General features: G+C 66.3%; 23 protein-coding genes and 2 pseudogenes. 20 read left to right on the top strand and 5 right to left on the bottom strand.

Annotated elements, in window-relative coordinates; translation table 11 throughout:
- Positions 1–4 precede the first annotated feature (4 nt).
- The 8 genes and pseudogenes from MMSP_RS19665 to MMSP_RS19640 all read left to right on the top strand — a co-directional run bounded on the left by MMSP_RS19665 (position 5) and on the right by MMSP_RS19640 (position 8,765).
- On the top strand, positions 5–469 hold the full coding sequence (locus MMSP_RS19665; RefSeq protein ID WP_011740195.1) for a hypothetical protein: 465 nt from the start codon (positions 5–7) through the stop codon (positions 467–469).
- Between the two features lie 50 nt (positions 470–519).
- A complete protein-coding gene (locus MMSP_RS19660) occupies positions 520–921 on the top strand; it encodes a flavodoxin family protein (protein WP_085981912.1) in 402 nt (133 codons plus the stop codon).
- Positions 922–963: 42 nt separating this feature from the next.
- Complete coding sequence (locus MMSP_RS26300) at positions 964–1,278, top strand: GMC oxidoreductase (protein WP_117420653.1); 315 nt, start codon at positions 964–966, stop codon at positions 1,276–1,278.
- A 170-nt stretch (positions 1,279–1,448) separates the two neighbouring features.
- Positions 1,449–2,556, top strand: a pseudogene (locus tag MMSP_RS19655) (PPE family protein).
- Positions 2,557–2,655: 99 nt separating this feature from the next.
- Positions 2,656–4,203: a class I adenylate-forming enzyme family protein gene (locus MMSP_RS19650; protein WP_020788019.1), complete on the top strand. Its 1,548-nt coding sequence runs from the start codon at positions 2,656–2,658 to the stop codon at positions 4,201–4,203.
- Positions 4,204–4,501: 298 nt separating this feature from the next.
- A pseudogene (locus MMSP_RS29950) lies at positions 4,502–4,811 on the top strand (PE family protein); the annotation flags it as partial.
- 140 nt (positions 4,812–4,951) lie between these two features.
- Complete coding sequence (locus tag MMSP_RS29945) at positions 4,952–5,500, top strand: PE/PPE C-terminal domain-containing protein (RefSeq protein WP_369797359.1); 549 nt, start codon at positions 4,952–4,954, stop codon at positions 5,498–5,500.
- A 31-nt stretch (positions 5,501–5,531) separates the two neighbouring features.
- Positions 5,532–8,765, top strand: coding sequence for a carboxyl transferase domain-containing protein (locus tag MMSP_RS19640; protein WP_020788018.1), 3,234 nt, complete (start codon positions 5,532–5,534; stop codon positions 8,763–8,765).
- A gap of 16 nt (positions 8,766–8,781) precedes the next feature.
- On the opposite strand, the gene MMSP_RS26295 is transcribed toward MMSP_RS19640, so the two are convergent.
- Positions 8,782–9,111: a PE-PGRS family protein gene (locus MMSP_RS26295; protein ID WP_172900676.1), complete on the bottom strand. Its 330-nt coding sequence runs from the start codon at positions 9,109–9,111 to the stop codon at positions 8,782–8,784.
- A gap of 142 nt (positions 9,112–9,253) precedes the next feature.
- On the opposite strand from MMSP_RS26295, the gene MMSP_RS19630 reads away from it, so the two are divergent.
- Genes MMSP_RS19630 through MMSP_RS19620 form a run of 3 tightly spaced genes read left to right on the top strand, consistent with a single transcriptional unit; the run spans position 9,254 to position 12,332 of the window.
- The gene (locus tag MMSP_RS19630; protein WP_020788017.1) at positions 9,254–10,036 is read left to right on the top strand and encodes an SDR family oxidoreductase; all 783 of its coding nucleotides are present in this window, start codon (positions 9,254–9,256) and stop codon (positions 10,034–10,036) included.
- Entirely contained in the window at positions 10,033–11,232 is a 1,200-nt protein-coding gene (locus tag MMSP_RS19625) for an acyl-CoA dehydrogenase family protein (RefSeq protein WP_020788016.1), read from the top strand. Before MMSP_RS19630 ends, MMSP_RS19625 begins: the two co-directional genes overlap by 4 nt.
- Positions 11,229–12,332, top strand: coding sequence for an acyl-CoA dehydrogenase family protein (locus MMSP_RS19620; protein WP_020788015.1), 1,104 nt, complete (start codon positions 11,229–11,231; stop codon positions 12,330–12,332). Before MMSP_RS19625 ends, MMSP_RS19620 begins: the two co-directional genes overlap by 4 nt.
- Positions 12,333–12,354: 22 nt before the next feature.
- Here MMSP_RS19620 and MMSP_RS19615 read toward each other — a convergent pair whose 3' ends face one another.
- Entirely contained in the window at positions 12,355–13,095 is a 741-nt protein-coding gene (locus MMSP_RS19615; RefSeq protein ID WP_020788014.1) for an alpha/beta fold hydrolase, read from the bottom strand.
- Between the two features lie 98 nt (positions 13,096–13,193).
- Here MMSP_RS19615 and MMSP_RS19610 point away from each other — a divergent pair, with 98 nt between their 5' ends.
- The 8 genes from MMSP_RS19610 (at position 13,194) to MMSP_RS19575 (ending at position 21,725) form a co-directional block, all read left to right on the top strand.
- A complete protein-coding gene (locus MMSP_RS19610) occupies positions 13,194–13,994 on the top strand; it encodes a thymidylate synthase (protein WP_015355295.1) in 801 nt (266 codons plus the stop codon).
- A gap of 7 nt (positions 13,995–14,001) precedes the next feature.
- A complete protein-coding gene (locus tag MMSP_RS19605; RefSeq protein WP_011740204.1) occupies positions 14,002–14,499 on the top strand; it encodes a dihydrofolate reductase in 498 nt (165 codons plus the stop codon).
- Positions 14,496–15,710: a winged helix-turn-helix domain-containing protein gene (locus tag MMSP_RS19600; RefSeq protein WP_020788012.1), complete on the top strand. Its 1,215-nt coding sequence runs from the start codon at positions 14,496–14,498 to the stop codon at positions 15,708–15,710. The genes MMSP_RS19605 and MMSP_RS19600 overlap by 4 nt, the downstream gene beginning before the upstream one ends.
- On the top strand, positions 15,710–17,164 hold the full coding sequence (locus tag MMSP_RS19595) for a type I restriction-modification system subunit M (protein WP_015355298.1): 1,455 nt from the start codon (positions 15,710–15,712) through the stop codon (positions 17,162–17,164). Before MMSP_RS19600 ends, MMSP_RS19595 begins: the two co-directional genes overlap by 1 nt.
- Positions 17,155–18,246 carry a restriction endonuclease subunit S gene (locus MMSP_RS19590; RefSeq protein WP_020788011.1) on the top strand — a complete coding sequence of 364 codons (1,092 nt, stop codon included), beginning with the start codon at positions 17,155–17,157 and terminating at the stop codon, positions 18,244–18,246. The genes MMSP_RS19595 and MMSP_RS19590 overlap by 10 nt, the downstream gene beginning before the upstream one ends.
- 10 nt (positions 18,247–18,256) lie before the next feature.
- Positions 18,257–19,009, top strand: coding sequence for an FAD-dependent thymidylate synthase (gene thyX / locus MMSP_RS19585; RefSeq protein WP_020788010.1), 753 nt, complete (start codon positions 18,257–18,259; stop codon positions 19,007–19,009).
- A gap of 117 nt (positions 19,010–19,126) precedes the next feature.
- Positions 19,127–20,029, top strand: a complete 903-nt coding sequence (dapA, locus tag MMSP_RS19580) for a 4-hydroxy-tetrahydrodipicolinate synthase (protein ID WP_011740207.1) — start codon at positions 19,127–19,129, stop codon at positions 20,027–20,029.
- 19 nt (positions 20,030–20,048) lie between these two features.
- Positions 20,049–21,725 carry a ribonuclease J gene (locus tag MMSP_RS19575; protein WP_020788009.1) on the top strand — a complete coding sequence of 559 codons (1,677 nt, stop codon included), beginning with the start codon at positions 20,049–20,051 and terminating at the stop codon, positions 21,723–21,725.
- Between the two features lie 23 nt (positions 21,726–21,748).
- Here MMSP_RS19575 and MMSP_RS19570 read toward each other — a convergent pair whose 3' ends face one another.
- The 3 genes from MMSP_RS19570 to MMSP_RS19560 are packed head-to-tail and all read right to left on the bottom strand — an operon-like array spanning position 21,749 to position 23,769.
- Complete coding sequence (locus MMSP_RS19570) at positions 21,749–22,621, bottom strand: SAM-dependent methyltransferase (RefSeq protein ID WP_015355302.1); 873 nt, start codon at positions 22,619–22,621, stop codon at positions 21,749–21,751.
- A gap of 3 nt (positions 22,622–22,624) precedes the next feature.
- Positions 22,625–23,458 (bottom strand): mycofactocin-coupled SDR family oxidoreductase, encoded by an 834-nt coding sequence (locus MMSP_RS19565; RefSeq protein ID WP_036426741.1) that lies wholly within the window; start codon positions 23,456–23,458, stop codon positions 22,625–22,627.
- Positions 23,458–23,769, bottom strand: coding sequence for a putative quinol monooxygenase (locus MMSP_RS19560; RefSeq protein ID WP_012393755.1), 312 nt, complete (start codon positions 23,767–23,769; stop codon positions 23,458–23,460). The genes MMSP_RS19565 and MMSP_RS19560 overlap by 1 nt, the downstream gene beginning before the upstream one ends.
- Before the next feature lie 179 nt (positions 23,770–23,948).
- On the opposite strand from MMSP_RS19560, the gene MMSP_RS19555 reads away from it, so the two are divergent.
- Entirely contained in the window at positions 23,949–26,558 is a 2,610-nt protein-coding gene (locus MMSP_RS19555; RefSeq protein ID WP_051153711.1) for a DNA translocase FtsK, read from the top strand.
- Positions 26,559–26,569: the final 11 nt, after the last annotated feature.

Genomic DNA, 26,569 nt, shown 5'->3' with positions numbered 1-26,569 from the left:
ACCAATGAGTGACACTGTGCGCACCGTGCGTGTTCAGGTGCTGATTGCCTTCATGTGCGTAGCCCTACTGGCGTATTTCGTCATGCTCGGCCGGCTTGCGTTCGCGATGATCGGCTCGGGTCGCGCGGCCGCGGTGGGGCTGGGGTTGGCGCTGCTGATCATGCCGCTGATCGGGTTATGGGCGATGGTCGCGACGCTACGAGCTGGATTCACGCATCAGAAGCTGGCCCGCCTCATCGCCGAAGAGGGACTAGAACTCGACGCCGACGGGCTGCCGCGGCGCGCGTCGGGCCGGATCGAGCGCGATGCGGCTGACGCGTTGTTCGACACGATGCGCGCCGAGTTGGAAGAGGACCCGCAAAATTGGCGGCGCTGGTACCGGCTGGCCCGTGCCTACGATTACGCGGGGGACCGCCGCCGTGCCCGCGAAGCCATGAGAACCGCTGTCGAACTGCAGGCGCGGCAGTGAGCAAGCGACTGTTGATCGTGCACCACACGCCGTCGCCGCACTGCCAGGAGATGTTCGAGGCGGTGGTGGCCGGGGCGACTGACCCTGAGATCGAGGGTGTGGAGGTCGTCCGGCGGCCCGCGTTGACCGTCTCACCGGTAGAGATGCTGGAGGCGCACGGGTACTTGCTGGGCACCCCGGCGAACCTTGGCTACATCTCGGGCGCGCTCAAGCACGCGTTTGACCAGTCCTACTACCAATTGCTCGACTCGACGCGAGGTCGGCCCTTCGGGGCCTGGATGCACGGCAATGAGGGCACCGAGGGAGCCCTACGTGCCATCGACGGCATCACCGCCGGACTCGGGTGGGTAAAGGCCGCGGAGACCGTCGTGGTGATGGGTAAGCCGACCAAGGCAGATGTCGAGGCGTGTTGGAACCTCGGCGCGACGGTCGCCGCGCAATTGATGGAGTGAGTCCCGTGCTGCCGTGATGCGCGCCGATCCCAAGACAGGGGCATTCGAGCCGAGCGCGACGACGTCGATGCGCTGGTGCGCGCGTTGGAACGGGCAAGGGAAATCGTCGCCACCGAGCCGATCGCATCCGCTGTCGGGCCTGAACTTCTCCCAGGCCCGGGTTCCGATGTGAAGGCATGCATTCGAGAAACCGCGATCACCACCCGCCATCCCGCTTGCAGCGTCGCGATGGGGAGCCACGCCTCGGCGCTGCCTCGCATTCCCCGCGCCAACACCAATGCCCCCTCGATCATGATCGGAGAGCGCTGCGCGGACTTCCTGCTCGCACAATCGGCGACACCTACGCCGAGACGGTAATTGTGTCCGGCAAGGAACTCGGGTGCAGGCAAACTTCGAGTGCGTTGCAATAAGAAGCTGCAATCGGCGCGCTTGAGCCCGCATTGGCGGGCAGGCTGTTGGATAATGGATGGCACACCTGGAGCACAGAACGCCAATATCCCCGGCTAGAACGAGAAATGGAATCCCAAGTGGATTTTGGAGCTCTACCTCCGGAGATAAACTCCGCGCGCATGTACTTCGGCGCGGGAGCGGCTCCGCTGCTGGGGGCCGCGGCGGCATGGAACGACATCGCTGTCGAGCTGAGCACCGCCGCGTCCGCCATCGAGTCGGTCATCACCCGGCTCAGTTCCGATCAGTGGTTGGGTACTGGCCGCCGCGGCACAGCCGTTGCTGGCCTGGTTGAGCTACACCGCTGAATCCTCAGCACTTGCTGCGGCGCAGGCCGCGGCGTCGGTGGCCGCCTTCGAAACCGCATTCGCCATGACAGTGCCCCCGGCCGAGGTTGCGGCGAACCGAGCGCGGCTGGCGGCACTGATGGCGACCAACATCTTTGGGCAAAATGTGCCGGCTATCGCGGCTACCGAGGCACGTTACGGCGAGATGTGGGCCCAAGACGCGTCGGCCATGTACGGCTATGCGGCCTCTTGCGCGGGTGCCGTAAGACTGAATCCACTGACCCGGCCGTCGGAGACCACCAATCCGGGCGGGATCGCCAGCCAGGCGGTCGCGGTCAGCCACGCTGCCGCCTCTGTTTCGGTGCAGCAGGCGGGTTTCGAGAACCTGATCAGCACGGTTTCCGATGCGGTCATGAGCCTGTCGGCTCCCGTGACATCCTCACCGCATGTGACGTCACTCGGCGCTTTCATAGAGGACATCATCTTTCTGGATATTCCGCGGTTCGTAGAGTCCGCGTTTCACGGCCTGGGCGCGACCGCGGACTATGCCACCATGATCGCTGCCAATCTGCTGACCTTGCAGACCAGCGCCAATACCGCAACCTCCGCGGGCGGGGTCGCCCCGGCGGCCGCGGCGGGATCCGCACTGGCCCAAACGGTCACCTCCGCGGGCGTTGGCGATGCATCCTCGGTCGGTGCGCTGTCGGTGCCGGTGGGCTGGACTACCGCGGCACCGGCTGCGACCGGCGGCGCCGCCTCCGACGGCACGGGCTGGGCGGTTCCCGACGAGGACGTGCCGAGCCCGGCGGGGATGGTCGCCGGCACCAACGGTGCTGGTGCGCGGCCAGGCCCGCGGTACGGAGTCAAACCGAGGGTGATGCCGAAGAAAGTCCTCGTCTGACCTGAACCTGGACTACGCAGCCGGCCGCTCCTACCGTTTGTTGATATGGGGCAACAACGACACCGGTGAGCGCTGATGTAGTAGCAAAAGGATTGGGACATGAGTTCGGTCATCGAAATCTCCCGCGACCACAACCCGTTCCCGCGAGTAGGGGTTTGCGTCGATCGCAACGGCGTCGCGCGCTACGACGAACTGCCGGCCACCCTGCTGGAAATGCTCGGCGAGCAGTTCGACAGCCGTCCCGACGCCATGGCGGTGATCGAAGTCGGTGGCGACCGGTTGACCTACCGCCAGTTGTGGTGCCGCGCATCGCGAGTGGCCGGAGGGCTGCGGGCCGACGGCCTGAAACCAGGTGACCGGGTGGCCGTGCGATACCCGGCGGGCATCAATTGGGTGCTGGCATTTTGGGGGGTACTGATGGCCGGGGGGATCGCGGTTGCGGTCAACACACGCTCGGCCCGCCCCGAGGTCGAATTCGTGCTAAACGACTGCGGGGCACGGATCGACCTGGCACCACAGGACGCGCTGCCCGATGGCGATCCGTATGTGACCGAGCAACTCGGCCGGCGTGATGTCGCAGCGCTGTTCTACACGTCGGGCACCACCGGACACCCCAAGGGCGTGCCAACGACCCACGAGGCGTTCCTGACCAACACCGAGAACGGGCTCAGATGTCTCGGATTGGCGACGGATCTCGGTGAGCAACTGCGCACCCTGATCACGGTACCGTTGTTTCATGTGACAGGCTGTAACTCACAGCTGTTGACGGCCGCCCGGCTTGGCGGCGTCGCGGTGATCCTGCCTGCACTCGACCTTGACCAGGCGCTCGTAACGCTTCTCGCAGAGCGGATCTCGCTCCTGGTGACCGTTCCGGCGGTGTATTCTTTACTGCTGTGGCACAAGGATTTTGGCGCTGCCGATGTTTCGGGAGTCCGCCAGGTCTGCTACGGGGGTGCGCCGATAGCGCCGTCGCTGGTGCGGCGGGTGAAGGAAGCGTTTCCGCGGGCCACGGTGTTGAATGGATACGGCATGACGGAGTCCGCCTCGCTGATGACCGTGCTGCCCGACCCGGAGGCCGTCGAGCACGCCGATTCGGTCGGATATGCGGTTCCTTCGGTGGACCTGGGGGTAATTCCGTTGCGCGACGGCGGGACCGGTCCAGGTGAGCTGGTAGGCGAGCTGGTGGTGCGTGGCGCCAATGTGACGGCGGGCTACTGGAATCGGCCGGAGGCCACGTCGGCGACGATCGTGGACGGCTGGTTGCATACCGGTGACGTGGTCCGCGTCGACGATGCGGGCCGGGTGCACGTCATCGATCGACTCAAAGACATCATCAACCGGGGTGGGGAGAACGTCTCGAGTGTCGAGGTCGAATCCGTGTTGTTGTCCGCGCCCAGCATCGCCGACGAGTGTGTGTTGGCCGTGCCCGACGAGGTGATAGGGGAGAAGGTCGGAGCGGTGCTGTTCGGGGGCGCCGACCCGATCGATGTGGCCGCGGTGCTGCAACACTGTCGGGCCCAGCTCGCGGACTTCAAAGTCCCGCAATACGTGACCGTGGTGACCAATCCGTTGCCGCGCAACGCCGGAGGCAAGCTGCTCAAGGCCAAGCTTCGCGAGCAGATCCAGTGGGGCGCGGCCTTGCGGTGACTGACGCGCGCGCACGGCCCGCAGAAATTTTTTCGCCACAAGGCTCAATTCGGTGCGGTCGGCCGTGCCAAGGTGACACGCTCGAATGGACAGTGTTAGCGCTGTCGGCGTCGGCGTTAAGAAACCGTAAATGGATTCCTCGCCTGCGCCTTTGGGCCGGAAGTGCGGGGGTGCATATCACTAGCCTTATCTCAGTGCACAGGAGCCAATCGGAAAATATTCAGAAAGTGTTCAGCAAATGTACAGGAAATTCGGTCGCGGCAATGAGCCGGAATGTTTCACAAGGAAGGAGCAATAGATGTCTTTTCTGACTACACAGCCCGAAGAGCTGGCGGCAGCGGCGGGCAAGCTGGAGACCATCGGTGCGACGATGGATGCGGAGAACGTGGCCGCCGTGGCTCCGACCACGACCGGAGTCATTCCCGCGGCAGCAGACGAGGTGTCGGCGCTGCAGGCGTCACTGTTCACCGCCTACGGAACCCTGTATCAGCAGGTTAGCGCCGAGGCGGCGACCCTCTACGACATGTTCGTCAGAACGCTCGGGGTCAGCGCTGGCACCTATGCGGCCGCAGAGACGGCCAATTCGTCGGCGGCCGCCGGCACGCTGAATCCTTTGACCACGCCCGCGCAGATCGCCAACCCGGCCGGGCTGGCAAGCCAGGCGGCCGCCGTGAGCCAGGCCGCCGCGGCCACCACTGTCGAGCAGGTGGGCCTGGGCAATCTGATCACCAACGTGCCAGGGGCGGTCATGGGTCTGGCATCCCCGGCGGCATCACTGGTCGATGCGACCGGGCTGAGCACCCTGGTTCAGGACATCAGCAGCGTGCTGGGGACACCCTTCCTGCAGAACGCCATCAACGGTGCGGTCAACACCGCGGCATGGTTCGTCATGGCGGCCATCCCCAATTCGGTCTTCCTCGGCCACACCCTCAACGCCATCGAGACCGCGGGCGCGCCCGTGGCTGCCGATCTTGCCCCAGCCCTCGCGCCCGCGGCGGGCCTAAGGCATGCGGTGGCGCCGTTGAGCTTCGGCGGGGCCGGCGTTGAGGCGGGTCTGGGGCAGGCCGCCGGGGTGGGCAAGTTGTCGGTTCCGGTCGGTTGGTCCAGCGCCGCGCCCGCGCTAACCTCTGGCACCACGGCGCTGGACGGCAGCGGCTGGGCCGTACCCGAGGAATCCGGGCCAATAGCGGCGATGCCGGGTGGACCGGGAATGGCAGTAGCAGGCAAGGGCGGGGGCTTTGCCGGGCCACGCTATGGATTCAAACCCACCGTCATGCCCAAGCAAGTTGTCGTGTGATCCCCACTGACCTGAAAAACCGACGGGACTCATGACTCTGCTAATCGCGAACCGCGGTGAGATTGCGCTGCGAATCATCCGCACGGCAAATGAATTGGGAATCGCGACGGTGGCGGTGTATGCCGAAGACGACGCCGAGACCCCACACGTGCACGCTGCCGATGAGGCGATCGGTTTGCCTGGCAAGGGCGCATCCGCCTACCTGGACCGAGCGGCGATCCTCGCGGCGGCCGCGAAGGCCGGGGCCCGCCTGATCCATCCTGGCTACGGATTTCTCAGCGAGAACTCCGAATTTGTGTGGGCTTGCACGGCCGCGGGCTACACGTTTGTCGGGCCGGACGCCGACGTACTGGACCTGGTGGGCAACAAGGTCTCTGCCCGTGGCGTCGCGACTGCCGCCGGAGTGCCGGTGTTGGCCGCGACCGAAGGGCCGAGCAGCGTCGAGGACGTCCGTGCCTTCTTCGCTGACCAGGATGGCGGCATCATGATCAAGGCGCTGGCCGGCGGTGGCGGCCGCGGAATGCGCAAGGTCGAGTGCGGTGACCAGATCGACAACGCATACCGGCAGTGCGCGGCCGAAGCGCAACTCGGATTCGGCAATCCCGCGCTGTTCGCTGAGGCGTTGCTGCACAACGCGCGCCACATCGAGGTCCAGGTGGTCGCCGCCCCCGTCGGGCACCAAACACGTGCCCTGGCTCTTGGTGACCGGGACTGCAGTATCCAGCGGCGCTACCAGAAGCTGGTTGAAATAGCGCCAGCCCAGCAACTTTCGGACTTGCTGCGGCGTCAGCTGCATCAGGCCGCCGCGCGGTTGTGTGCCAGGGTAGGCCTGCGCGGGGTGGCCACGGTCGAATTCTTGGTTGCGGGGGACAAGTTCGTCTTTCTCGAGATCAATCCGCGAATTCAGGTGGAACACACCATCACCGAAGAGGTCACCGGGGTGGACCTGGTGGCCGCACAGTTGGCGATCGCCGGCGGCGCCTCCTACTATGAACTGGGTCATCAGCTCGGACTACCCGCCGGTATCGCCTCTGACGGCAGTGAAGTCATCGGCGAGCCCGCCGTGCGCCGCGGGATCGCCATCCAGACCCGGATCAACATGGAGACCCTCGCCGCTGACGGCTCGGTCTCGCCCGCTACCGGCACCCTGAACGTGTTCTCGCCGCCAAGCGGTCCGGGCGTGCGGGTCGATACCTATGGCCGGCCAGGCCTGGTCCCCAGCCCGCTCTACGACTCGCTGCTGGCCAAGGTGATCACCCACGTACACGGTTCTTCGTTTCCGGCAGCGTTGCGCAAGGCCCGGACCGTGTTGTCCGATTTCAGCATCGAGGGCATCGCGACCAACGCCGGTCTGTTGCGGGAAGTGCTCTCGGATGAGCGTCTTGTGTCCGGAGTGGTGCCGACGACCTTCCTCGACGAGATACTCCCGGCGCTGTTAGAGGCGGCGCAGTCGCAGCAGCGCGAGGTCCGTGTGGTGGCCCTCGAGTTGTACCCCGGTGAACAGGCGCTGCGCGCCCAAATGGCGGGCACCGTCGTCGAGGTTCCGCCCGAGGGCGTCGATATCGGCGCCGGTGACCAACTGGTGGTTCTGGAAGCGATGAAAATGCAGCATGTGCTGGCGGCGCCGCATCGGCTTCACACGGTCCGGATACTGGTGACGCCCGGTCAGGTCGTTGCGACGGGCGACCCGCTAGTAGTCTTCTGCCGCACCGATGCTGGAGAAGACGTCGAATCATCGTTGGCGGCCGTCGATCTGGATCGCTCGCGGGCCGATCTCGAGGAGGTCCGGGCGCGCCACCGGCTGACTCTGGACGAGGGCAGGGAACTCGCCGTCGGCAAGCGGCACAAGCAAGGCCGACGCACGGCGCGGGAGAACATCGCCGACCTGGTGGATGCCGGAAGCTTCGTCGAATACGGTGCACTGGCGATCGCGGCGCAACGCAGCCGGCGCTCCGAGCAAGACCTGATCGTGAGCACTCCGGCCGACGGCCTGGTGGCCGGGCTGGCAACCATCGGCGCGGATCGCTTCGGAAGCAACGCCGCCGAGGCGGTGGTGGTGTCCTATGACTACACCGTGCTGGCCGGAACCCAAGGCATGCGCAACCACGCCAAGACCGATCGTGTCTTCGGACTGGCCGCTCGAAAACGGATTCCGGTCGTGCTGTTTGCCGAGGGCGGTGGTGGCCGGCCGGGGGACACCGACCTCGGCAACATTTCCGGACTCGATGTGCCGACCTTCCGGATGCTGGTCGGACTCAGCGGGCGGGTGCCGTTGGTGTCGATCGTTTCCGGCCGCTGCTTCGCCGGCAATGCCGCACTCGCCGGAGTATGCGACGTGATCATTGCGACCCCGGACGCCAACATCGGGATGGGTGGTCCCGCAATGATCGAGGGCGGTGGGCTCGGGGTGTACCCCCCGGAGGCGATCGGCCCGATCGATGTTCAACGACGAAACGGCGTGGTAAGTCTGGTCGCCCGCGACGAAGCCCATGCGGTGTCGCTTGCCAAACGGTATCTCGGCTACTTCCAGGGCAAGGTCGAGGGTTGGCAGGCGCCGGATCCGCGGTTGGCCCGCCAGGTGGTGCCGGAGAATCGGTTGCGCGCCTACGATGTTCACCGTGCGATCGAGTCCATTGTGGACGTCGGTTCGGTATTGGAGTTGCGCGCCGACTATGGGGTGGGCATCGTCACCGCACTCGTTCGGATCGAGGGTGTTGCCTACGGTTTGATCGCCAATAGCAGTCACCACCTCGGTGGTGCCATCGATGCCGAAGCATCGGACAAGGCGACCGACTTCCTCATGCTCTGCGAATCGTTTCGGTTGCCGGTGATCTCACTGTGTGACACGCCCGGGTTCATGGTTGGGCCAGACGCGGAAACGCAGGCCTCGGTCCGCCGGTTCGGCCGGATGTTTCTGGCCGGCGCACGGTTGACGGTGCCGCTCGGAATGATCATCTTGCGCAAGGGATATAGGCTGGGAGCCATGGCGATGGCCGGCGGCTCCTTTCATGCCCCCGAATTCACCATCGCCTGGCCCACCGGGGAGATCGGCGGCATGGGCTTGGAAGGGGCGGTCCGCCTTGGCTTTAGCAAAGAACTCGCGGCGGCCGCCGACGACATCGAGCGCCAAGAACTCTTCGATCGTCTTGTTCAGGCCGCCTACCAACACGGCAAAGCGCTACGGTCGGCCACCACATTCGAACTGGATGACGTGATAGACCTGGCAGAGTCCCGGGCCTGGATCACCAGACTGCCGGGACGCTGACGGTTCGCGCGGCTGGTTATCCGTGGCCGGAGCCGCAACCGACGCCGGGGATGCAGCCCTGGCCGCCCGGCACGCCACCGGGTCCGGAGAACTGGCCTCCGGAGCCGCAACCGACGCCGGGGATGCAGCCTTGGCCGCCCGGTCCGCCGCCGGGGCCACCGTTGACCCCTCCGGATCCGCAGTTGCCGTTGCTGTCGCAGCCGCTGCCGCCGGGCTGTTCGGTGGCGAGGAAAGTGATTGCTGTGGTGGCCGCTGCCGGGCCGGCCGCCGCGACGGCATCGGCTGTGACAACCGGCGCTGCGGCGATCGCAGTAGCGACAGCCCCAGCCACCACCAGTGGTTTGATGAGGTGTGATTTCGCTAACATCCTTATCGCATACCACGCGCGCGCCTGCCCGAAACATGGCAGCAGGGATTGAGTGCAACAGGTGCCCGTCAACGATGTTATTGACTGAGTCCGGCTCACCGACAACCGAAGGCACACCACGATGACCTCACTGGATCTGACCGGCCGCACCGCGATAATCACCGGAGCCTCAAGGGGTATCGGGTTGGCCATCGCACAACGTCTCGCCGGCGCGGGCGCCAACGTGGTGCTCACCGCGCGCAAGCAGGAGTCCGCCGACGCCGCCGCCGCTGAGGTGGGTGAGCGGGCGGTGGGCGTCGGCGCTCACGCGGTCGATGAGGAGGCTGCGCGAGGGTGCGTCGACCTCGCGCTCGAGCGCTTCGGCAGCGTGGACATCCTGATCAACAACGCGGGAACCAACCCGGCCTACGGTCCGCTGATCGGGCAGGACCATGCCCGGTTCACCAAGATTTTCGATGTCAACCTGTGGGCCCCGCTGATGTGGACCTCGCTGGTGGTCAAGGCCTGGATGGGCGAACACGGCGGCGTCGTGATCAATACCGCCTCGATCGGCGGAATGCACCAATCGCCGGCCATGGGGATGTACAACGCCACCAAGGCCGCCCTGATCCATGTGACCAAGCAGCTCGCGCTGGAACTTTCACCGCGGGTGCGCGTCAATGCGATCTGCCCCGGTGTGGTGCGCACCAAGCTCGCCGAAGCGCTGTGGAAAGACCACGAGGACCCGCTGGCGGCCAACATCGCGCTCGGACGGATCGGGGAACCGGTGGATGTCGCCGAAGCCGTCGGCTTTTTGGTGTCGGACGCGGCGAGCTGGATCACCGGCGAGACCATGGTGATTGACGGCGGTCTGCTGCTCGGCAGCGCGGCGGGTTTCCAGTCCCGGCCGGGCAGCGCCTCGTGACGGCCGCCGACGACCTGCAATCGCGGGTCCAGACTCTGCTCGACGCGCACCCCCCGGCCACGAGTGACCCGCGCGAGTTTCTCGGTGCACGATTTGACGCCGGGCTGGCCTGGGTGCATTTTCCGGTCGGGTTCGGCGGGCTCGACCTGCCGCACACCTACCAGGCGCAGGTCGACAAGCAGCTGGCCGCCGCCGGTGCACCGCCGGCCGGCGGCGGGCGAAACATCATCGGCATCGGCATCGGCATGGCGGCACCGACCATTGCCGCGTTCGGCACCGCGGAGCAGAAACAGAAGTTCTTGCGCCCGTTGTTCACCGGAGAGCATCTCTACTGCCAGTTGTTCAGCGAGCCCGGGGCCGGATCCGACTTGGCCGCCGCGGCAACCCGCGCCGTTCGCGATCCACACCGGCCCCAGGACTGGATTGTCAACGGGCAAAAGGTATGGACGTCGATGGCGCAACATGCGCAAATGGCGATCCTGGTCGCGCGAACCGACCCCGACGTGCCCAAACACGCCGGTTTGACCTATTTACTGTGCGACATGACCCAACCGGGGATCGACATCCGGCCACTGCGCCAGATCACCGGCGAAGCGGAGTTCAACGAGGTGTTCCTGACCGACATCCGGGTGCCCGACGCGAACCGGCTTGGTCCCGAAGGCGGTGGCTGGCGGGTGGCGACCACCACTCTCAACAACGAGCGCGTCGCTATCGGCTCCCGAACCGGTGTCCCGCGGGAGGGCGGCATGATCGGCAAGGTCACCGAAGCGTGGCGCGCCGAACCGGCGCTGCGCAACCCGGCGATGCACGACGACATGATGCGGCTGTGGGTCGAGGCGGAGGTGCTGCGGCTGGCCGGTGAACGGCTGCGCCAGCAGGCCGCCTCGGGTCAGCCCGGGCCGGAGGGGGCGGGCATGAAGGTGGCGTTTGCCCGGCTCGCGCAACAGATCTCGGGCTTCGAACTGGAATTACACCCCGAATCCGGTCTGCAGTACGACGACTGGACGCTGCGCAGACCCGACACGGTTGATCTCACCGGACGCGGGCCCGGTTACCGCTACCTGCGGGCTCGCGGTAACTCGATCGAGGGAGGCACCTCAGAAATCCTGCGCAACACCATCTCCGAGCGGGTCCTGGGATTGCCCGGCGAACACCGCGTGGACAAGACCCTCGCCTGGAAGGACCTGGACCGATGAGCACCGGGGACTTGCTGTACTCCGACACCGAGGAAGCGCTGCGGGCCAGCGTTGGGCAGTTGTTCGCCGAGCGCTGCCCGCCCGAATCGGTGGTGGCCGCCTACGACTCGCCTTCGGCGGACTTCGCCAAGCTGTGGCGCACGCTGGCCGCCGAGCTCGGGGTCGCGGGTTTGCTGGTGCCCGAGTCCCTTGGTGGGGCCGGCGCCAGCGCGCGCGAGGCGGCGGTAGTCATGGAGGAAGTCGGCTGGGCGGTAGCGCCGGTCCCGTTCCTGTCCAGTGCGGTACTGGCCACCGTCGCGTTGCTGCATTCCGGGGAGACCGAGACCCTCTCGGAGCTGGCGCAGGGTGAGCTCACCGCGGCCCTGGTGGTGCCGTTGGCCACGGCGCCGGGTGACCCCGTTGCCGGGGTGAGTCGTGGCAGCGCTGGGCTGTCCGGGCGAGTCTGCGGCGTGGCGGGTGCCCGGGAGGCCGACGTGCTGGTGGTGCCGGTCGCCGGGGCCGACGGAGTGGAACTGCATACGGTGCGCGCCAATGCGCCCGGCGTCGAGATAGTGCCGTTGCTGGCCTTCGATATGACCAGACCGCTTGCCGACGTTGTGTTTTCGGGGGCCGCGTCCGCACCGGTCGGTCTCGGCTCGGCGGAGGCCGCGCTGGCTGAGGCGTTGCAGACAGGTGCCGCGCTGCTGGCCTCCGAGCAGCTCGGGATTGCGCAGTGGTGCTTTGACACCACGCTGGCTTACACGAAGCAGCGCAAACAGTTCGGCCGTGCCATCGGTTCCTATCAAGCGATCAAACACCGGCTGGCGAACCTGTGGCTGGAAGTCGGCTCAGCGCGGGCCGCGGCCCGCTACGGCGCCGACACCTGTGCTCGCGGTGATGAGGACGCGGCGATTGCGGCGGCGATCGCCGCGGCCTACTGCGGTGATGTCGCGGTGCACGCCGCTGAGGAGTGTGTGCAACTACATGGAGGCATCGGGATGACCTGGGAATATCCGGCCCATCTCTACCTGAAGCGAGCCAAGAGCGACCAGTTGGCGCTCGGCACCGCGTATCGCCACCGCGGTCGACTGGCCAAGCTGGTCAACCTCCCGGTGAGCTGAATCCTGCGGCGGGGCCGGGGGCCTAGCGGGACAGCGTCGCGGCGAACAGGTCGGTCATCGCGGTCCAGTGCCGCTGCGCGCAGGCTTCGTCGTAGGGCGGGTTATCGGGAACCGCGAACCCGTGCGCGCCCGGGTACCACTCGATGGTGTGCTCGACACCCGCAGCCGTCAGCGCCTTCTCCAATTGTTCGGCGTGGTCGGTGGTGAACGACGGGTCGTTTGTGGCGCCGCCCACATACAGCCTGGCGGTCATCCGGTCGGCCAACAGATGCGGGCTGTCGGGATTGTCGGTCACCAGGCCACCGCCGTGAAAGGACGCCGCGGCGGCCACCCGGTCCGGCTGCCGGCCGGCCAGCAGCACCGAGATCCGCCCACCCATGCAGTAGCCGCATACACCGAAACGCTCGCCGCTCACCTGCGGGCGAGTGGCCAGGTAGTCGAAGTATGCGCCCGCGTCGCGGGTGACCCGGTCCGGCGTCAGGGTTCCGAGCATGAACATGAGTCGAGCGCGCTCGTCCGCGTCGCCGAACACCGTTTCCATGGCGAACGGCGTCCAATCGCCCTCGCGGTAGTACACATCGGGCAGCAGCACGACGTAGCCGTGGCCGGCCAATGTGGCCGCCATCTGCTCGAAGGTCTCGCGCACCCCGCCGGCGTCGGGAAACATGATCACGCCTGGCCAGGGACCCGGGCCGGCAGGAGTGAACAAACGGACCGGGCAGGTGCCGTCGGGAGTGGAGACGCTGTCACTGATTATCGGCATGGCACCCGTTCTACTCCTGCTAGATCGCCCCAGCTTCGGCGGCGCCGTCGCGCCGTGCCTGGCTTCGTTGGGCTCGCGATCACCGCTAAGCTGACCGCGTGCCGATCGCGACGCCTTACGAGGATCTGTTGCGCAGGGTGCTCGAAACGGGCACCGCCAAATCCGACCGCACCGGCACCGGGACCCGCAGCCTGTTCGGCCAGCAGATCCGGTACGACCTCGGTTGCGGTTTCCCCTTGCTGACCACCAAGAAGGTGCACTTCAAGTCGGTCGTTTATGAGTTGCTGTGGTTTCTGCGCGGCGACTCCAACGTGGGCTGGTTGCAGCAGCACGGTGTGACCATCTGGGACGAATGGGCCAGCGAAACAGGCGATCTCGGCCCAATCTACGGAGTTCAGTGGCGATCCTGGCCGACTCCGTCGGGTGAGCACATCGACCAGATCAGTGCCGCATTGGAACTGCTGCGTACCGACCCCGATTCGCGGCGCATCATCGTGTCGGCCTGGAATGTCGGCCAGATCCCGCAAATGGCGCTGCCGCCGTGTCACGCCTTTTTCCAGTTCTACGTCGCCGACGGCCGCCTGAGCTGCCAGCTGTATCAGCGCAGTGCCGACCTGTTTCTGGGGGTGCCTTTCAACATCGCCAGCTACGCCCTGCTCACCCACATGATGGCCGCTCAGGCCGGTCTTTCGGTCGGCGAGTTCATCTGGACCGGCGGCGATTGCCACATCTATGACAACCACGTCGAACAGGTCACCGAGCAACTGCGTCGCGAGCCTCGGCCCTATCCGAAACTAATCTTGTCGCAACGGGATTCGATCTTCGACTATACCTACGAGGACGTCGTCGTGCAGGATTATGATCCCCATCCCGCGATCAAAGCTCCCGTCGCTGTATGAGGCGCAGATGACGTCGGTGGGCCTGATCTGGGCTCAGTCCACCTCCGGGGTCATCGGCCGTGATGGCGGCATCCCGTGGCGACTGCCCGAGGATCTCGCGCACTTCAAACGGCTCACCATGGGGCACACCGTGGTGATGGGCCGCCGGACCTGGGACTCCCTGCCCGCCGCCCACCGGCCACTGCCAGGCCGGCGAAATGTCGTAGTGACCCGCCAGACTGGTCTGGTGGCGCACGGAGCGCAGGTGGTGGGTTCCCTCGAGCAGGCGTTGTGTCCGGCCGAGCCGGATGCCGAGACATGGGTGATCGGTGGCGCCCAGATCTACGCGCTGGCGCTGCCCCTGGCGAACAGGTGTGAAGTCACCGAGGTCGACGTCGACTTACCGCCCGAGGACGAGGACGCCCTGGCCCCCGTGCTCGACCAGACCTGGGCTGGCACCTCGGGGGAGTGGCTGGTCAGCCGCTCGGGACTGCGATACCGGATGCACAGCTACCGCCGACTATGAGCACCTTGACCGTTGCCCAGGCCCGCCGGGTGGCGGTCGCCGCACAGGGGTTCGCCGAACCCAAGCCGGCCGGCCGGATCAACAAGGCACACCTGAGGCGGCTGATCTCCCGGATCCAGGTGCTGCAGCTGGATTCGGTGTCGGTGTCGGTGCGCGCCCACTACGCGCCGGTGTTCAGCCGGCTCGGGCCCTACGACCGGGAGGTGCTGGACCGGGTCGCGTGGGGCCCGCCCTCGTCGCGGCTGCTCGCCGAATACTGGGCGCACGAGGCCGCGCTGATGGCCGTCGAAGACTGGCCGTTGCTGCGCTGGCGGATGCGGCAGTACCGGCACGGCAGGTGGGGCACCGAGATCGTCAAGGCCAACCCGCGCCTGGTGGACGACGTCGTTGCCGCTGTTGCCGAACTCGGCCCGTCCAGCGCGGGACAGATCGAAGCTCACCTGGCAGCGGAGCCGCGCGGGGGCCAGGGGCCCTGGTGGAATCGCAGCGACACCAAATGGGTTGCCGAGGCGTTGTTCGCGTCCGGCGTGCTCACCACCGCCACCCGGTTGGGCTTCGCTCGTCACTACGACCTGGTGGAAAGGGTGTTGCCGCCCGAAGTGCTGGCCCGGCAGGTCGACGATGACGAGGCGGTTCGCGAGCTCGTATTGCGGGCGGCCTCCGCGCTGGGGGTGGGGACCGAGGCCGACATCCGCGACTACTTCCGGCTGTCCGCGCAGCAGGTCAAGCCCGCGCTCGCCGATCTGGTAGCCGCCGGTGAGGTCGAGCCGGTGCAGGTGCAGGGTTGGTCGGCCCCGGCATATCTGCGGGCGGGCCGATCCCTGCCACGACGTGATCGCGGCACCGCACTGTTGTGTCCGTTTGACCCGCTGATCTTTTTCCGGCCCCGGGTGCAGCGCCTGTTCGACTTTCACTACCGCATCGAGATCTACACCCCGGCCGCCCAACGCCAATACGGCTACTACGTCTGGCCGCTGCTGCTGGACGGGCAGCTGGTGGGACGGGTGGACCTCAAGGCCGACCGTTCCACCGACACCCTGCTGGTGGTGGGCGCGTTCGCCGAACCCGACGCATCGGGGCCGCGGGTCGCCGCGGCACTCGCCGGTGAGTTGGCGTCGATGGCGCCGTGGCTGGGATTGAGCGGGGTCAGCGTGTCCGGACGGGGTGATCTGGCCGGGGAGCTGGCGATCGCCGTCAGGCGGACCGGCTGATGGCACCGTCGACGATGAAAGAGCTCAAAGACACGCTCTGGAAAGGCGCCGAGAAGCTGCGCGGGTCCATTCCGGCCAGCCAGTACAAAGACGTCATTCTCGGCCTGGTCTTTCTCAAGTTCGTTTCCGATGCCCGAGACGGGCGCAAGCCATTCGTGGTGCCCCCCGAAGCGCGCTGGGAAGCGTTGGCCGGCAATGCGAAATCACCGGACATCGGCCAGCTCATCGACACGGCGATGCTGTCGGTAATGACGGCCAATCCGTCGCTGGCCGCGACCCTGCCGCAGCTGTATCACAAGGTCGATCAGCGGCGGCTCGGCGAACTGGTCGAGGTGCTCGGCGCGGCGCGATTCAGTGGCCGGCCAAGTCATCGCGCGCGTGACCTGATGGGTGAGGTGTACGAATACTTCCTCGGCAACTTCGCGCGCGCGGAGGGACGACGCGGCGGCGAATTCTTCACCCCACCCAGCGTCGTTCGAGTGATCGTGGAGATTCTCGAACCCTCGAGCGGTCGGATCTATGACCCGTGCTGCGGATCGGGCGGGATGTTCGTGCAAACCGAGCGCTTCATCTGCGCCCACGACGGGGACCCCGCGCAGATATCGATCTACGGTCAGGAGAGCGTCGAGCAGACCTGGCGGATGGCAAAGTTGAACCTGGCCGTCCATGGGATCGATGATGCGGGCCTGGGCGCGCGTTGGGGCGACACCTTCGCCACCGACCAACACGACGGCGTGCCGATGGACTACGTGATGGCCAATCCGCCCTTCAACATCAAGGATTGGGCCCGCGACGAACAGGACCCGCGTTGGCGGTTCGGCACTCCGCCCGCCGCAAATGCGAACTTCGCCTGGATTCAGCACATCCTGTCCAAGCTCGCGCCGACAGGTCAGGCCGGGGTGGTGATGGCCAATGGCTCGATGTCATCGAAAACCAATGGAGAGGACAGGATTCGCGCTGGAATCATTGATGCAGACCTGGTCTCATGCATGGTCGCCCTGCCGACGCAGCTGTTTCGCAGTACCGGAATTCCGGTGTGTCTGTGGTTCTTCGCCAAGGACAAGAAAGCTCGTTCGGGCCAGGTGCTGTTCATCGACGCGCGCGGGCTCGGGAGCATGTTGGACCGCTGCGAGCGAACCCTGACCGATGACGACGTAGCCCGCATCGGCGATACCTATCACGGCTGGTTCGGATCCGCATCAGCCGTCGCGAAAGGTGCTGTTTACCAGGATATTCCGGGATTTTGCAGGTCGGCATCGTTGGATGAGATCCGCGCCGAGGGGTACGTGCTCACGCCGGGGCGCTATGTGGGGACTGGAGCGTCCTGTGCTGACGGCGAACCGATCGGCGACAAACTCACAAGGTTGACCACCCAGTTGCTGGCCGCGCTGGATGAATCGACAAAACTGGACGAGGCGGTGCGTGCGCAGTTGGGGCGGGTGCGGTGGAGGTGAGGCTCGGCGAGCACCTCGAATTCCGCAGCGGCAGTTGCTCTCCGCCGCGACGCGCCCGGGGCCGGGTTTCCGTATACGGTGCGAACGGGCCGATCGGCGTCGCGGCCGAACACAACGTCAGCGGTCCGCTGATTGTGGTGGGGCGCGTTGGATCCTATTGCGGCAGTGTGCGCTACTGCGACTCCGATGTCTGGGTCACCGATAACGCCTACGTTTGCCGTGCCAATGACCCTGCGGAAACCCGGTACTGGTATTACGCACTGCAGACGTGCCGGCTCAATGAACACCGGGCGGGATCCGGACAGCCGTTGCTGAATCAGCGGACTCTTCGCGAGGTCTCGGTCCACGTTGCCCAAGCACCTGAGCGTCGGCGAATCGCCGAGGTGCTAGGCGCCCTGGACGACAAGATCGCCAACAACGAGCGGGTCATCGAGGCCGCCGAGGCCCTGATGGTCGCGATGGTCGGGTCGGTCGATGCGCGCGTCGGGCTGTCGGGCCTGGCGCGCCGGTCGACGAAGTTGGTCAATCCCGCTGACTTCGACGACGTTGTTGCCCATTTCAGCCTTCCCGCCTTTGATGCGGGGGCGCACGCCCGGCCGGTTGCCGGGGCATCGGTCAAAAGCGGCAAGTTCCACTTGTCCGAACCCTGTGTGCTGTTCGCGAAACTGAACCCCCGAGTACCGCGAATCTGGAACGTGGTGCGCCTGCCGCCCCAGATGGCGCTGGCCAGCTGCGAGTTCGTCGTATTGAGCCCGTTCGGGGTGGATACCTCGGTGCTGTGGTCGGCGCTGCGTCAGCCCGAAGTCTCAACCTCGCTGGCACAGCTGGTCGCCGGAACATCGGGAAGTCACCAGCGCATCGGGCCCAAAGACCTGCTCGACCTTCAGGTGCCAGACGTCCGGCGCTTGGGAGCCGCCCAGTCCGCGACGATCACCGATCTGGGCGCGTTGTGTCATGCCCGCCGTGGCCAGTGCGCGCAGCTGGCCGCGCTGCGCGACGCGCTGCTACCGGGATTGGTCACCGGCGAGGTCGCCGCCAGTGGGGGAGAGCTCCTCCTCGCGTCGCCGCTCGGCACGCCTTAAGGTGAGCGCCGTGGCCGAGACTGCGCCGCTACGCGTACAGCTGATCGCCAAGACCGAGTTCTTGGCGCCCCCCGACGTGCCCTGGACCACCGACGCCGACGGAGGCGAGGCGCTGGTCGAGTTCGCCGGTCGCGCCTGCTACCAGAGCTGGTCCAAGCCCAACCCCAAGACCGCGACCAACGCCGGTTACCTGCGCCACATCATCGACGTCGGGCACTTTGCCGTGCTCGAGCACGCCAGTGTGTCGTTCTACATCAGCGGCATCTCGCGATCGTGCACCCACGAGCTGATCCGGCACCGCCACTTCTCCTACTCGCAGCTATCCCAGCGCTACGTGCCCGAAGGTGACTCGCGGGTCGTCGTGCCGCCGGGGTTGGAGGACGATCCCGAGCTGCGCGAAATCCTGATCGCCGCCGCCGACGCCAGCCGTGCCACCTACATCGAACTGCTGACCAAGCTGGAAGCCAGGTTCGCTGACCAGCCCAACGCCGTCCTGCGGCGCAAACAGGCTCGCCAGGCCGCTCGTGCCGTGCTCCCCAACGCGACCGAAACCCGGATCGTGGTCAGCGGTAATTACCGAGCGTGGAGGCACTTCATAGCCATGCGGGCCAGCGAGCATGCCGATGTGGAGATCCGGCGGCTGGCCATCGAGTGCCTGCGTCAGCTCGTCGCGGTGGCGCCAGCGGTGTTCGCCGACTTCGAGGTCACGACCCTGGCCGACGGCAGCGAGGTCGCCACCAGCCCGCTGGCCACCGAGTTCTGAGTCCGGCCCTGGCGCGAGGGTGCGTATCCGGGCAGCCTTCGCGGCGTGTCGGCGGACAAACACGCACGCTTGCGCCGGTGCAAAAAAGATTGCTGCCGCCAGGTAATCTTGGGAACCGTGAGCACCGTCGGATTCGACGTTCCCGCACGCCTGGGAACACTGCTGACCGCGATGGTGACACCATTCGGCTCCGACGGCGCCCTTGATCTTGCCGCGGCGGCGCGACTGGCGAATCACCTGGTGGACCAGGGGTGCGATGGACTGGTGGTTTCCGGTACCACCGGCGAGTCGCCCACTACCACCGACGACGAGAAGCGTGAGCTGCTCAGAGTCGTCTTGGAAGCGGTGGGCGACCGGGCTCGGGTGATTGCGGGGGCCGGCACCAATGACACCGCGCACAGCATTGGGCTGGCGAAGGCCGCTGCGGCCGAAGGCGCCCATGGTCTGTTGGTGGTGACCCCGTATTACTCCAAGCCGCCACAATCGGGGCTATTGGCGCACTTCACCGCGGTGGCCGATGCGACCGAGCTGCCCGTGCTGCTCTACGACATCCCCGGGCGGTCTGCGGTGCCGATCGAGTCCGAAACAATCCGCGCCCTGGCAAAGCACCCGAACATCGTCGGCGTCAAGGACGCCAAAGCGGACCTGCCCAGCGGTGCCCAGATCATGGCCGACACGGGACTGGCCTACTACTCCGGCGACGACGCCCTCAACCTGCCCTGGCTGGCCATGGGCGCCATCGGCTTCATCAGCGTGATCGGTCATCTGGCGGCTGGCCAGCTACGGGAGATGTTGTCGGCATTCAGTTCCGGGGACGTCGCCACCGCCCGCAAGATCAACGTCGCGGTCAGTCCGCTGTGCAACGCGATGACCCGACTGGGCGGGGTGACGCTGTCCAAGGCCGGCTTGCGGCTGCAAGGTATCGAGGTCGGTGACCCGAGGCTGCCGCAGGTCGCCGCCACCGCTGAGCAAATCGACGTGTTGGCCGCTGACATGCGCGCGGCCTCCGTGCTTCGGTGAATCCCAGGGTGAGTCGACGGTGAACGAAGAACTTCCCCCACCAGCGCCGTTGGCTTCCGGGGGGTTGCGGGTCACCGCGCTGGGCGGCATCAACGAAATCGGCCGCAACATGACGGTGTTCGAGCATCTGGGGCGGCTGCTGATCATCGACTGCGGCGTGCTGTTCCCGACCCACGACGAGCCGGGCGTCGATTTGATCCTGCCCGACCTGCGCCGTATCGAGGACCGCCTGGACGATATCGAGGCGCTGGTGCTCACGCACGCGCACGAGGACCACATCGGGGCTATCCCGTTCTTGCTCAGGTTGCGTCCGGACATCCCCATCGTCGGATCCAAGTTCACCCTGGCGCTGGTTGCGGCCAAGTGCCGCGAATACCGGATCAAACCGGTGTTCGTCGAGGTCGCGGAGGGGCAGAGCAGTCGACACGGCGTGTTCGAGTGCGAATACTTCGCCGTCAACCACTCCGTGCCGGATGCCCTTGCGATCGCCGTCTACACCGGCGCGGGAACCGTGCTGCACACCGGTGATATCAAGCTTGATCAGCTGCCCCTCGACGGTCGCCCCACCGACTTACCGGGCATGTCGCGCCTCGGCGATGCCGGTGTTGACCTGTTCCTGTGTGATTCGACCAACTCCGAGATCCCCGGTGTCGGGCCCTCCGAAAGCGAGGTGGGTCCCACCCTGCACCGGCTGATCAGGGGTGCCGACGGTCGGGTCATCGTGGCGTGTTTCGCCTCAAACGTCGACCGGGTGCAGCAGATCATCGACGCCGCGGTGGCACTGGGCCGGCGAGTTTCCTTCGTGGGGCGCTCCATGGTGCGCAACATGGGCATCGCCAGGGAACTGGGCTTTCTGCGGGTGGACGATTCCGATGTGATCGACATCGGTGCCGCCGAGATGATGCCGCCCGAACAGGTGTTGTTGATTACCACCGGCACCCAGGGCGAACCGATGTCGGCGTTGTCGCGGATGTCGCGCGGTGAGCACCGCAGCATCACGCTGACTGCCGGTGATCTCATCGTTTTGTCGTCGTCGCTGATCCCCGGCAATGAGGAAGCGGTTTTCGGCGTCATCGACTCGCTCTCCAAGATCGGCGCCAGGGTGGTCACCAACGCCCAAGCCCGGGTGCACGTTTCCGGCCATGCCTACGCCGGTGAGCTGTTGTTCCTGTACAACGGGGTGCGACCACGCAACGTCATGCCGGTGCACGGAACCTGGCGAATGCTTCGGGCCAACGCCAAGCTGGCCGCCAGCGCCGGGGTGGCGCCGGAGTCAATCCTGTTGGCGGAGAACGGGGTCAGCGTCGATCTGGTGGGGCGCAAGGCTTCGATCGCCGGTGCGGTCCCGGTTGGCAAGATGTTCGTCGACGGTTTGATCACCGGCGATGTCGGCGAAATCACCCTGGGCGAGCGGCTGATCCTGTCGTCGGGTTTTATCGCGGTGACCGTGGTCGTGCACCGGGGCACCGGGCGTCCCGCGGCTGTGCCGCATCTGCATTCGCGTGGATTCTCCGAAGACCCCAAGGCGCTGGAGCCCGCCGTGCGCAAGGTCGAAGCCGAGCTGGAATCTCTGGTTGCCGCCAACGTCACCGATCCGATCAGGATCGCGCAGGGGGTGCGCCGCACCGTCGGAAAATGGTTCGGTGAGACCTACCGCCGGCAGCCGATGATCGTGCCCACGGTCATCGAAGTCTGAGGACCGGCCGCTTCCGGCCCGGCTCAGAGTTTTTCGGCGTAGGCCGACCATTCGATCTGAGATGCGTTGAGCTTGCGGCCGGCCGGCTCGACATAGCGCTGGACGAGCTCGTCGGGCCCCGCCTGTTCCACCAGCCGCCAGCCGTATTCGGCAAGAAACTCGGGGACCTCGTCGGGCAGCAAGCCGAAATGCCACAGTTGACGCCGTTGGCGCACCGAGCGGTACAAGGTCCGGGTGCCGTAGCGATTGGTTCCGTCGATGAAGTCGCGGCGGACGTAGGTGAACACCAGGCGGCTGCCCGGTGCCGCCGCGCGCAGCCCCTCCAGGGTCCGCCGGACGGTCTCTTCGGTGAGGTATTGGGTGACGCCCTCGCAGATGAAGAACACCCGGAAGTCGGTGAGGTAGCCATGTTCGGCCAATGCGGTGAGCAGGTCGTCATGCTCAAAGTCCAACGCCACCAGCCGAACCGACAACGGTAGTTCGCCCAGCACCCGTCGCACCGTCTTGGCCTTGCGAGCGATGTTGACCGGCAGGTCCACCTCGAAGATCGGAATGCGCACCTTGCGGGTCAGTCGGTAGGCGCGGGTGTCCAGCCCGGCGCCCAGAATCGCCACCGCATCGACGTCGTCGAGCGCCTCGCCAAGTTTGTCGCCGATGAATCGTTTGCGGCAGGTCAGATTGACCCAGAGCCCGCTGCCGGACCACTCCGACCAGCGGATGAAGAGGCGCCGAATGCCGGCCGGCCGGGTCGCGCTGACCAGCCACCGCAGCGGTCTGGGCAGGAACAGATCCGCCAGGTCGTCGTCGACCAGGCGGTGCTCGGCGGGCTCGTTCTGTTCGACAGCCGACAGCACCATCGGGCCGAAGGCGGTCTGTGCAGCGGGATTTCGGGTCATCAACTACCTCTTGTTCACACAGCCGGCATCCACCGGCAGGGCGACGCCGGTGATGTAACGGGCCTCGTCGGACACCAGCCAGGCCAGCGCACCGGCGATGTCATCGGCTTGCAGGATCTGCACCGGCAGCGCGTTGCCCGCGCCGGGGCCGGAGCCGGTCTCGGCGACCAGGTCGGCGAGCCAGCGCCGGATGAACTCGTTGTTGATCATCGGGGTATCCACCCCGGATGGGTGTAGCGAGTTGACCCGGATGCTGTGCGGTGCAAGCAGGTTCGCGTATACGCGCATCAACCCGACCAACGCGTGTTTGGAGGCGGCGTAGCCGATGGCGCCGGCGTCCGCGTTGCTGATGCCAACCAATCCGGCCGCCGAGCTGATCAGAACGATCGACCCGCCCCGGCCCTGTTCGATCATGGTCGGTATCGCGACCTCGACCGTGTAGTAGGCGCCGCTGAGGTTGACGTCGATAACGTCACGCCAGGCGTCGTCGCCGGACTGCATCGGTGCGATACCGGCGTTGGCCACCACAATGTCGACCTGGCCCAATTCGTCGATCCCGGCTTGCAGCGCCGCGGCCAGTGCTTCCCGATCCCGGACGTCGGCCTGGCTGGCCACGATGCGGGCGCCGGTGTCCTCGACGAGCTTGACGGTGGTTGCCAATTCCTCGGCGGTGCCCAGCGGATACGGCACGCTGGCGATCTGGTCACACAGGTCGACCGCGATGACATCTGTGCCGTCGCGGGCCAGTCGAAGCGCATGCGCGCGACCCTGCCCGCGCGCCGCCCCGGTGATGAAGGCAACACGGCCGCTCAGTGGGCCGTCCAGTGGCCGGCTCATCACTGACGGAGTTGACCTTTGTCGGGATCTCCCGCGGGGATCGGCGCCAGCATCTTGATGTCCGGCGCCCCGGCCAGGTGTTCGCCGGCCGCGGTGAACATCTTGGCCACCGCGGGCGCGGTGCTATGGGCGGTCAGTGCCTCCGCGTCGGCCCACTGTTCGATGAAAACGAAGGTTTCGCCCGTTTGATGCAGCGAGTAGAGCTGGCAGCCGGGTTCGCCGTGCACCTCTTCGACCGCCGTGGTGAGGATGTCGCGGACGGCGTCGACCGACTCCGGCTTGACGGTCAGCGTGGCGACGACGACGGGCATGCTGGGACCTCCTGGGGAGACTGCGGCGGGTTTTTGGTGGTGTGACCGGGCATGACTTTGGTCACCTTTGGCCACCCTACTCAGGCCCGAAGATAACGAGGCGGGCACATGCTGGTGAAGCCTGCGTTACCAGTGTGGCAAGTGGTGCAGATGATGCAATTGCGACTAGTCTTGCTGGCATGGCTAGTAAGACCGCTGTGCGCTCCGGAGCCCGAACGAGCAGGTCAAAGGCCGCTTCAGGGGGCGTTTCCCGAGGCGGGAGAGCTACTGCCTCCGCCGGGCCGGCAAGGCCGGCGAAGGGGACCAGAAAGCCGGCGGGCAAGCCGGCCAAGCGGGTAGCCAAGCCGATCCCGCGGCGCAATCAGTCCGTGCTCAAGGTGGCCGGGCTCGCGGGCGGCCGAGCCATGCGCGCTACCTGGATGATGGCGGCCAAGGGCACCGGCGGGGCGGCGCGGTCGATAGGGCGCGCTCGTGACATCGAACCCGGGCATCGCCGTGACGGCGTGGCGCTGGTGGTGCTGGGCATTGCGGTGGTCGTCGCCGCGAGTTCATGGTTCGACGCCGCCCGCCCGGTCGGCGCGTGGGTGGATGCGGTACTGCGAACGTTCATCGGCTCGGCGGTGGTGCTGCTCCCGATCGTTCTTGCAGGCACGGCGATAGTGCTGATGCGCACCGAGCCGAACCCCGACACCAGGCCCCGGCTGATTCTCGGGTCCAGCCTGATCGCGCTGTCTTTCCTGGGGTTGCGGCACTTGTGGGCGGGTTCGCCGGAATCCCCGGAGTTGCGCCAGCGTGCCGCGGGGTTCATCGGATTCACGATCGGTGGACCGCTATCCGACGGGCTGACCGTGTGGATCGCCGCTCCGTTGCTGTTCATCGGGGCGCTGTTCGGACTATTGCTGTTGACCGGGACCACAATCCGCGAGGTTCCCGATGTGCTACGTGGCCTGTTCGGAACCCGGCTGCTGCAGCGCGAGTACTACGATGACGAGTTCGACGACGGCGATGACTACGAGGGCTACTCGGATTTCGCCGGTGATGATGCCGACACGGTGGAAGTCGCGCGTGAGGACTTCTCCGACGGCTACTACGACGAGGTGCCGCTGCGGCCCGACGAGGAGCTGCGGGCCTGGCCCTCGCCGAACACGGAGCCCGACGGCGAAATCGGGGAGCCGGATGCGCCGACCGTTCCAGAACCTGCCGTCGCGCGCGGCGCCGGCAAGGCCGGAAAGTCCGGCCGCAGCGCCCCGGCGGAGAAGCAGGAAACCCTGGTACTCGACCGTGTCGTCGAGGGGCCCTACGCACTGCCATCGATGGAACTGTTGGTGGCGGGAGATCCGCCCAAGAAGCGCAGCGCCGCCAACAGTCACATGGCCGGCGCCATCGGGGATGTGCTCACCCAATTCAAGGTCGACGCGGCGGTGACCGGCTGCACCCGCGGTCCGACCGTCACGCGGTATGAGGTCGAGCTGGGGCCCGGCGTCAAGGTGGAGAAGATCACCGCGCTGCAGAAGAACATCGCCTACGCGGTGGCCACCGAGAGCGTGCGGATGCTCGCTCCCATCCCCGGCAAGTCGGCGGTCGGCATCGAGGTGCCCAACACCGACCGCGAAATGGTGCGGCTTGCCGACGTGCTCACCGCTCCGACGACCCGCCGCGACCACCACCCGCTGGTGATCGGCCTGGGCAAAGACATCGAGGGCGATTTCATCTCGGCCAACCTGGCGAAGATGCCGCACCTGCTGGTCGCCGGTTCCACCGGGTCCGGAAAGTCCAGCTTCGTCAACTCCATGCTGGTCTCCCTGCTGACCCGGGCCACCCCGGAAGAGGTCAGGATGATCCTGATCGACCCGAAGATGGTGGAACTGACCCCTTACGAAGGCATTCCGCACCTGATCACCCCGATCATCACGCAGCCAAAGAAGGCGGCGGCCGCTCTCGCATGGCTGGTCGAGGAGATGGAACAGCGCTACCAGGACATGCAAGCGTCCCGGGTGCGTCATATCGATGACTTCAACGAGAAGGTGCGATCGGGAGCGATCACCGCGCCACTGGGCAGCCAGCGGGTGTACAAGCCCTATCCCTATGTCGTTGCGATCGTCGACGAGTTGGCCGACCTGATGATGACCGCGCCGCGTGACGTCGAGGAAGCCATCGTGCGGATCACCCAGAAGGCCCGCGCCGCCGGCATCCATCTGGTGCTGGCCACCCAGCGGCCCTCGGTCGACGTGGTCACCGGCTTGATCAAGACCAACGTGCCGTCCCGGCTGGCGTTCGCCACATCCTCACTGACCGACAGCCGGGTGATCCTGGACCAGGCGGGCGCGGAAAAGCTGATCGGTATGGGTGACGGCCTATTCCTGCCGATGGGCGCCGGCAAGCCGATCCGGCTGCAGGGCGCGTTCATCACCGACGAGGAGATCCACGCCGTTGTCACCGCGTGTAAGGATCAGGCGGAGCCCGAGTACACCGAGGGTGTCACCAACGCCAAGCCCACCGGTGAGCGCACCGACGTCGACTCGGACATCGGTGACGACATGGACGTGCTGCTGCAGGCCGTGGAGTTGGTGGTGTCCAGTCAGTTCGGCTCCACCTCGATGTTGCAGCGCAAGCTGCGGGTCGGGTTCGCCAAAGCCGGCCGACTGATGGACCTGATGGAGACGCGCAACATCGTCGGGCCGAGCGAAGGCTCGAAGGCCCGCGAGGTGCTGGTCAAGCCCGATGAATTGGCCGGAACGCTGGCCTTGATCAGGGGCGGGGTGGCCGACGACGCGCCGGACGAGGATTGATCGGTGACGGC

This window comes from Mycobacterium sp. 012931 (assembly GCF_000419295.1).
GTDB classification, from domain to species: domain Bacteria; phylum Actinomycetota; class Actinomycetes; order Mycobacteriales; family Mycobacteriaceae; genus Mycobacterium; species Mycobacterium marinum.
The sequence above is the reverse complement of the archived record's forward strand: the minus strand, read 5'-3'. Positions and strand labels throughout refer to the sequence as shown.

Bases quoted from the DNA above. Each gene is read 5' to 3' on its own strand.
- MMSP_RS19570 (WP_015355302.1), bottom strand. From the start codon at position 22,621: ATGACCCGAAATCCCGCTGCACAGACCGCCTTCGGCCCGATGGTGCTG.
- MMSP_RS19555 (WP_051153711.1), top strand. From the start codon at position 23,949: ATGGCTAGTAAGACCGCTGTGCGCTCCGGAGCCCGAACGAGCAGGTCA.
- MMSP_RS19605 (WP_011740204.1), top strand. From the start codon at position 14,002: ATGACGTCGGTGGGCCTGATCTGGGCTCAGTCCACCTCCGGGGTCATC.
- MMSP_RS29945 (WP_369797359.1), top strand. From the start codon at position 4,952: ATGGGTCTGGCATCCCCGGCGGCATCACTGGTCGATGCGACCGGGCTG.
- MMSP_RS19660 (WP_085981912.1), top strand. From the start codon at position 520: ATGTTCGAGGCGGTGGTGGCCGGGGCGACTGACCCTGAGATCGAGGGT.
- MMSP_RS19595 (WP_015355298.1), top strand. From the start codon at position 15,710: ATGGCACCGTCGACGATGAAAGAGCTCAAAGACACGCTCTGGAAAGGC.
- MMSP_RS19630 (WP_020788017.1), top strand. From the start codon at position 9,254: ATGACCTCACTGGATCTGACCGGCCGCACCGCGATAATCACCGGAGCC.
- MMSP_RS19600 (WP_020788012.1), top strand. From the start codon at position 14,496: ATGAGCACCTTGACCGTTGCCCAGGCCCGCCGGGTGGCGGTCGCCGCA.
- MMSP_RS19640 (WP_020788018.1), top strand. From the start codon at position 5,532: ATGACTCTGCTAATCGCGAACCGCGGTGAGATTGCGCTGCGAATCATC.
- MMSP_RS19665 (WP_011740195.1), top strand. From the start codon at position 5: ATGAGTGACACTGTGCGCACCGTGCGTGTTCAGGTGCTGATTGCCTTC.
- MMSP_RS19560 (WP_012393755.1), bottom strand. From the start codon at position 23,769: ATGCCCGTCGTCGTCGCCACGCTGACCGTCAAGCCGGAGTCGGTCGAC.
- MMSP_RS19615 (WP_020788014.1), bottom strand. From the start codon at position 13,095: ATGCCGATAATCAGTGACAGCGTCTCCACTCCCGACGGCACCTGCCCG.
- MMSP_RS19565 (WP_036426741.1), bottom strand. From the start codon at position 23,458: ATGAGCCGGCCACTGGACGGCCCACTGAGCGGCCGTGTTGCCTTCATC.
- MMSP_RS19650 (WP_020788019.1), top strand. From the start codon at position 2,656: ATGAGTTCGGTCATCGAAATCTCCCGCGACCACAACCCGTTCCCGCGA.
- MMSP_RS19620 (WP_020788015.1), top strand. From the start codon at position 11,229: ATGAGCACCGGGGACTTGCTGTACTCCGACACCGAGGAAGCGCTGCGG.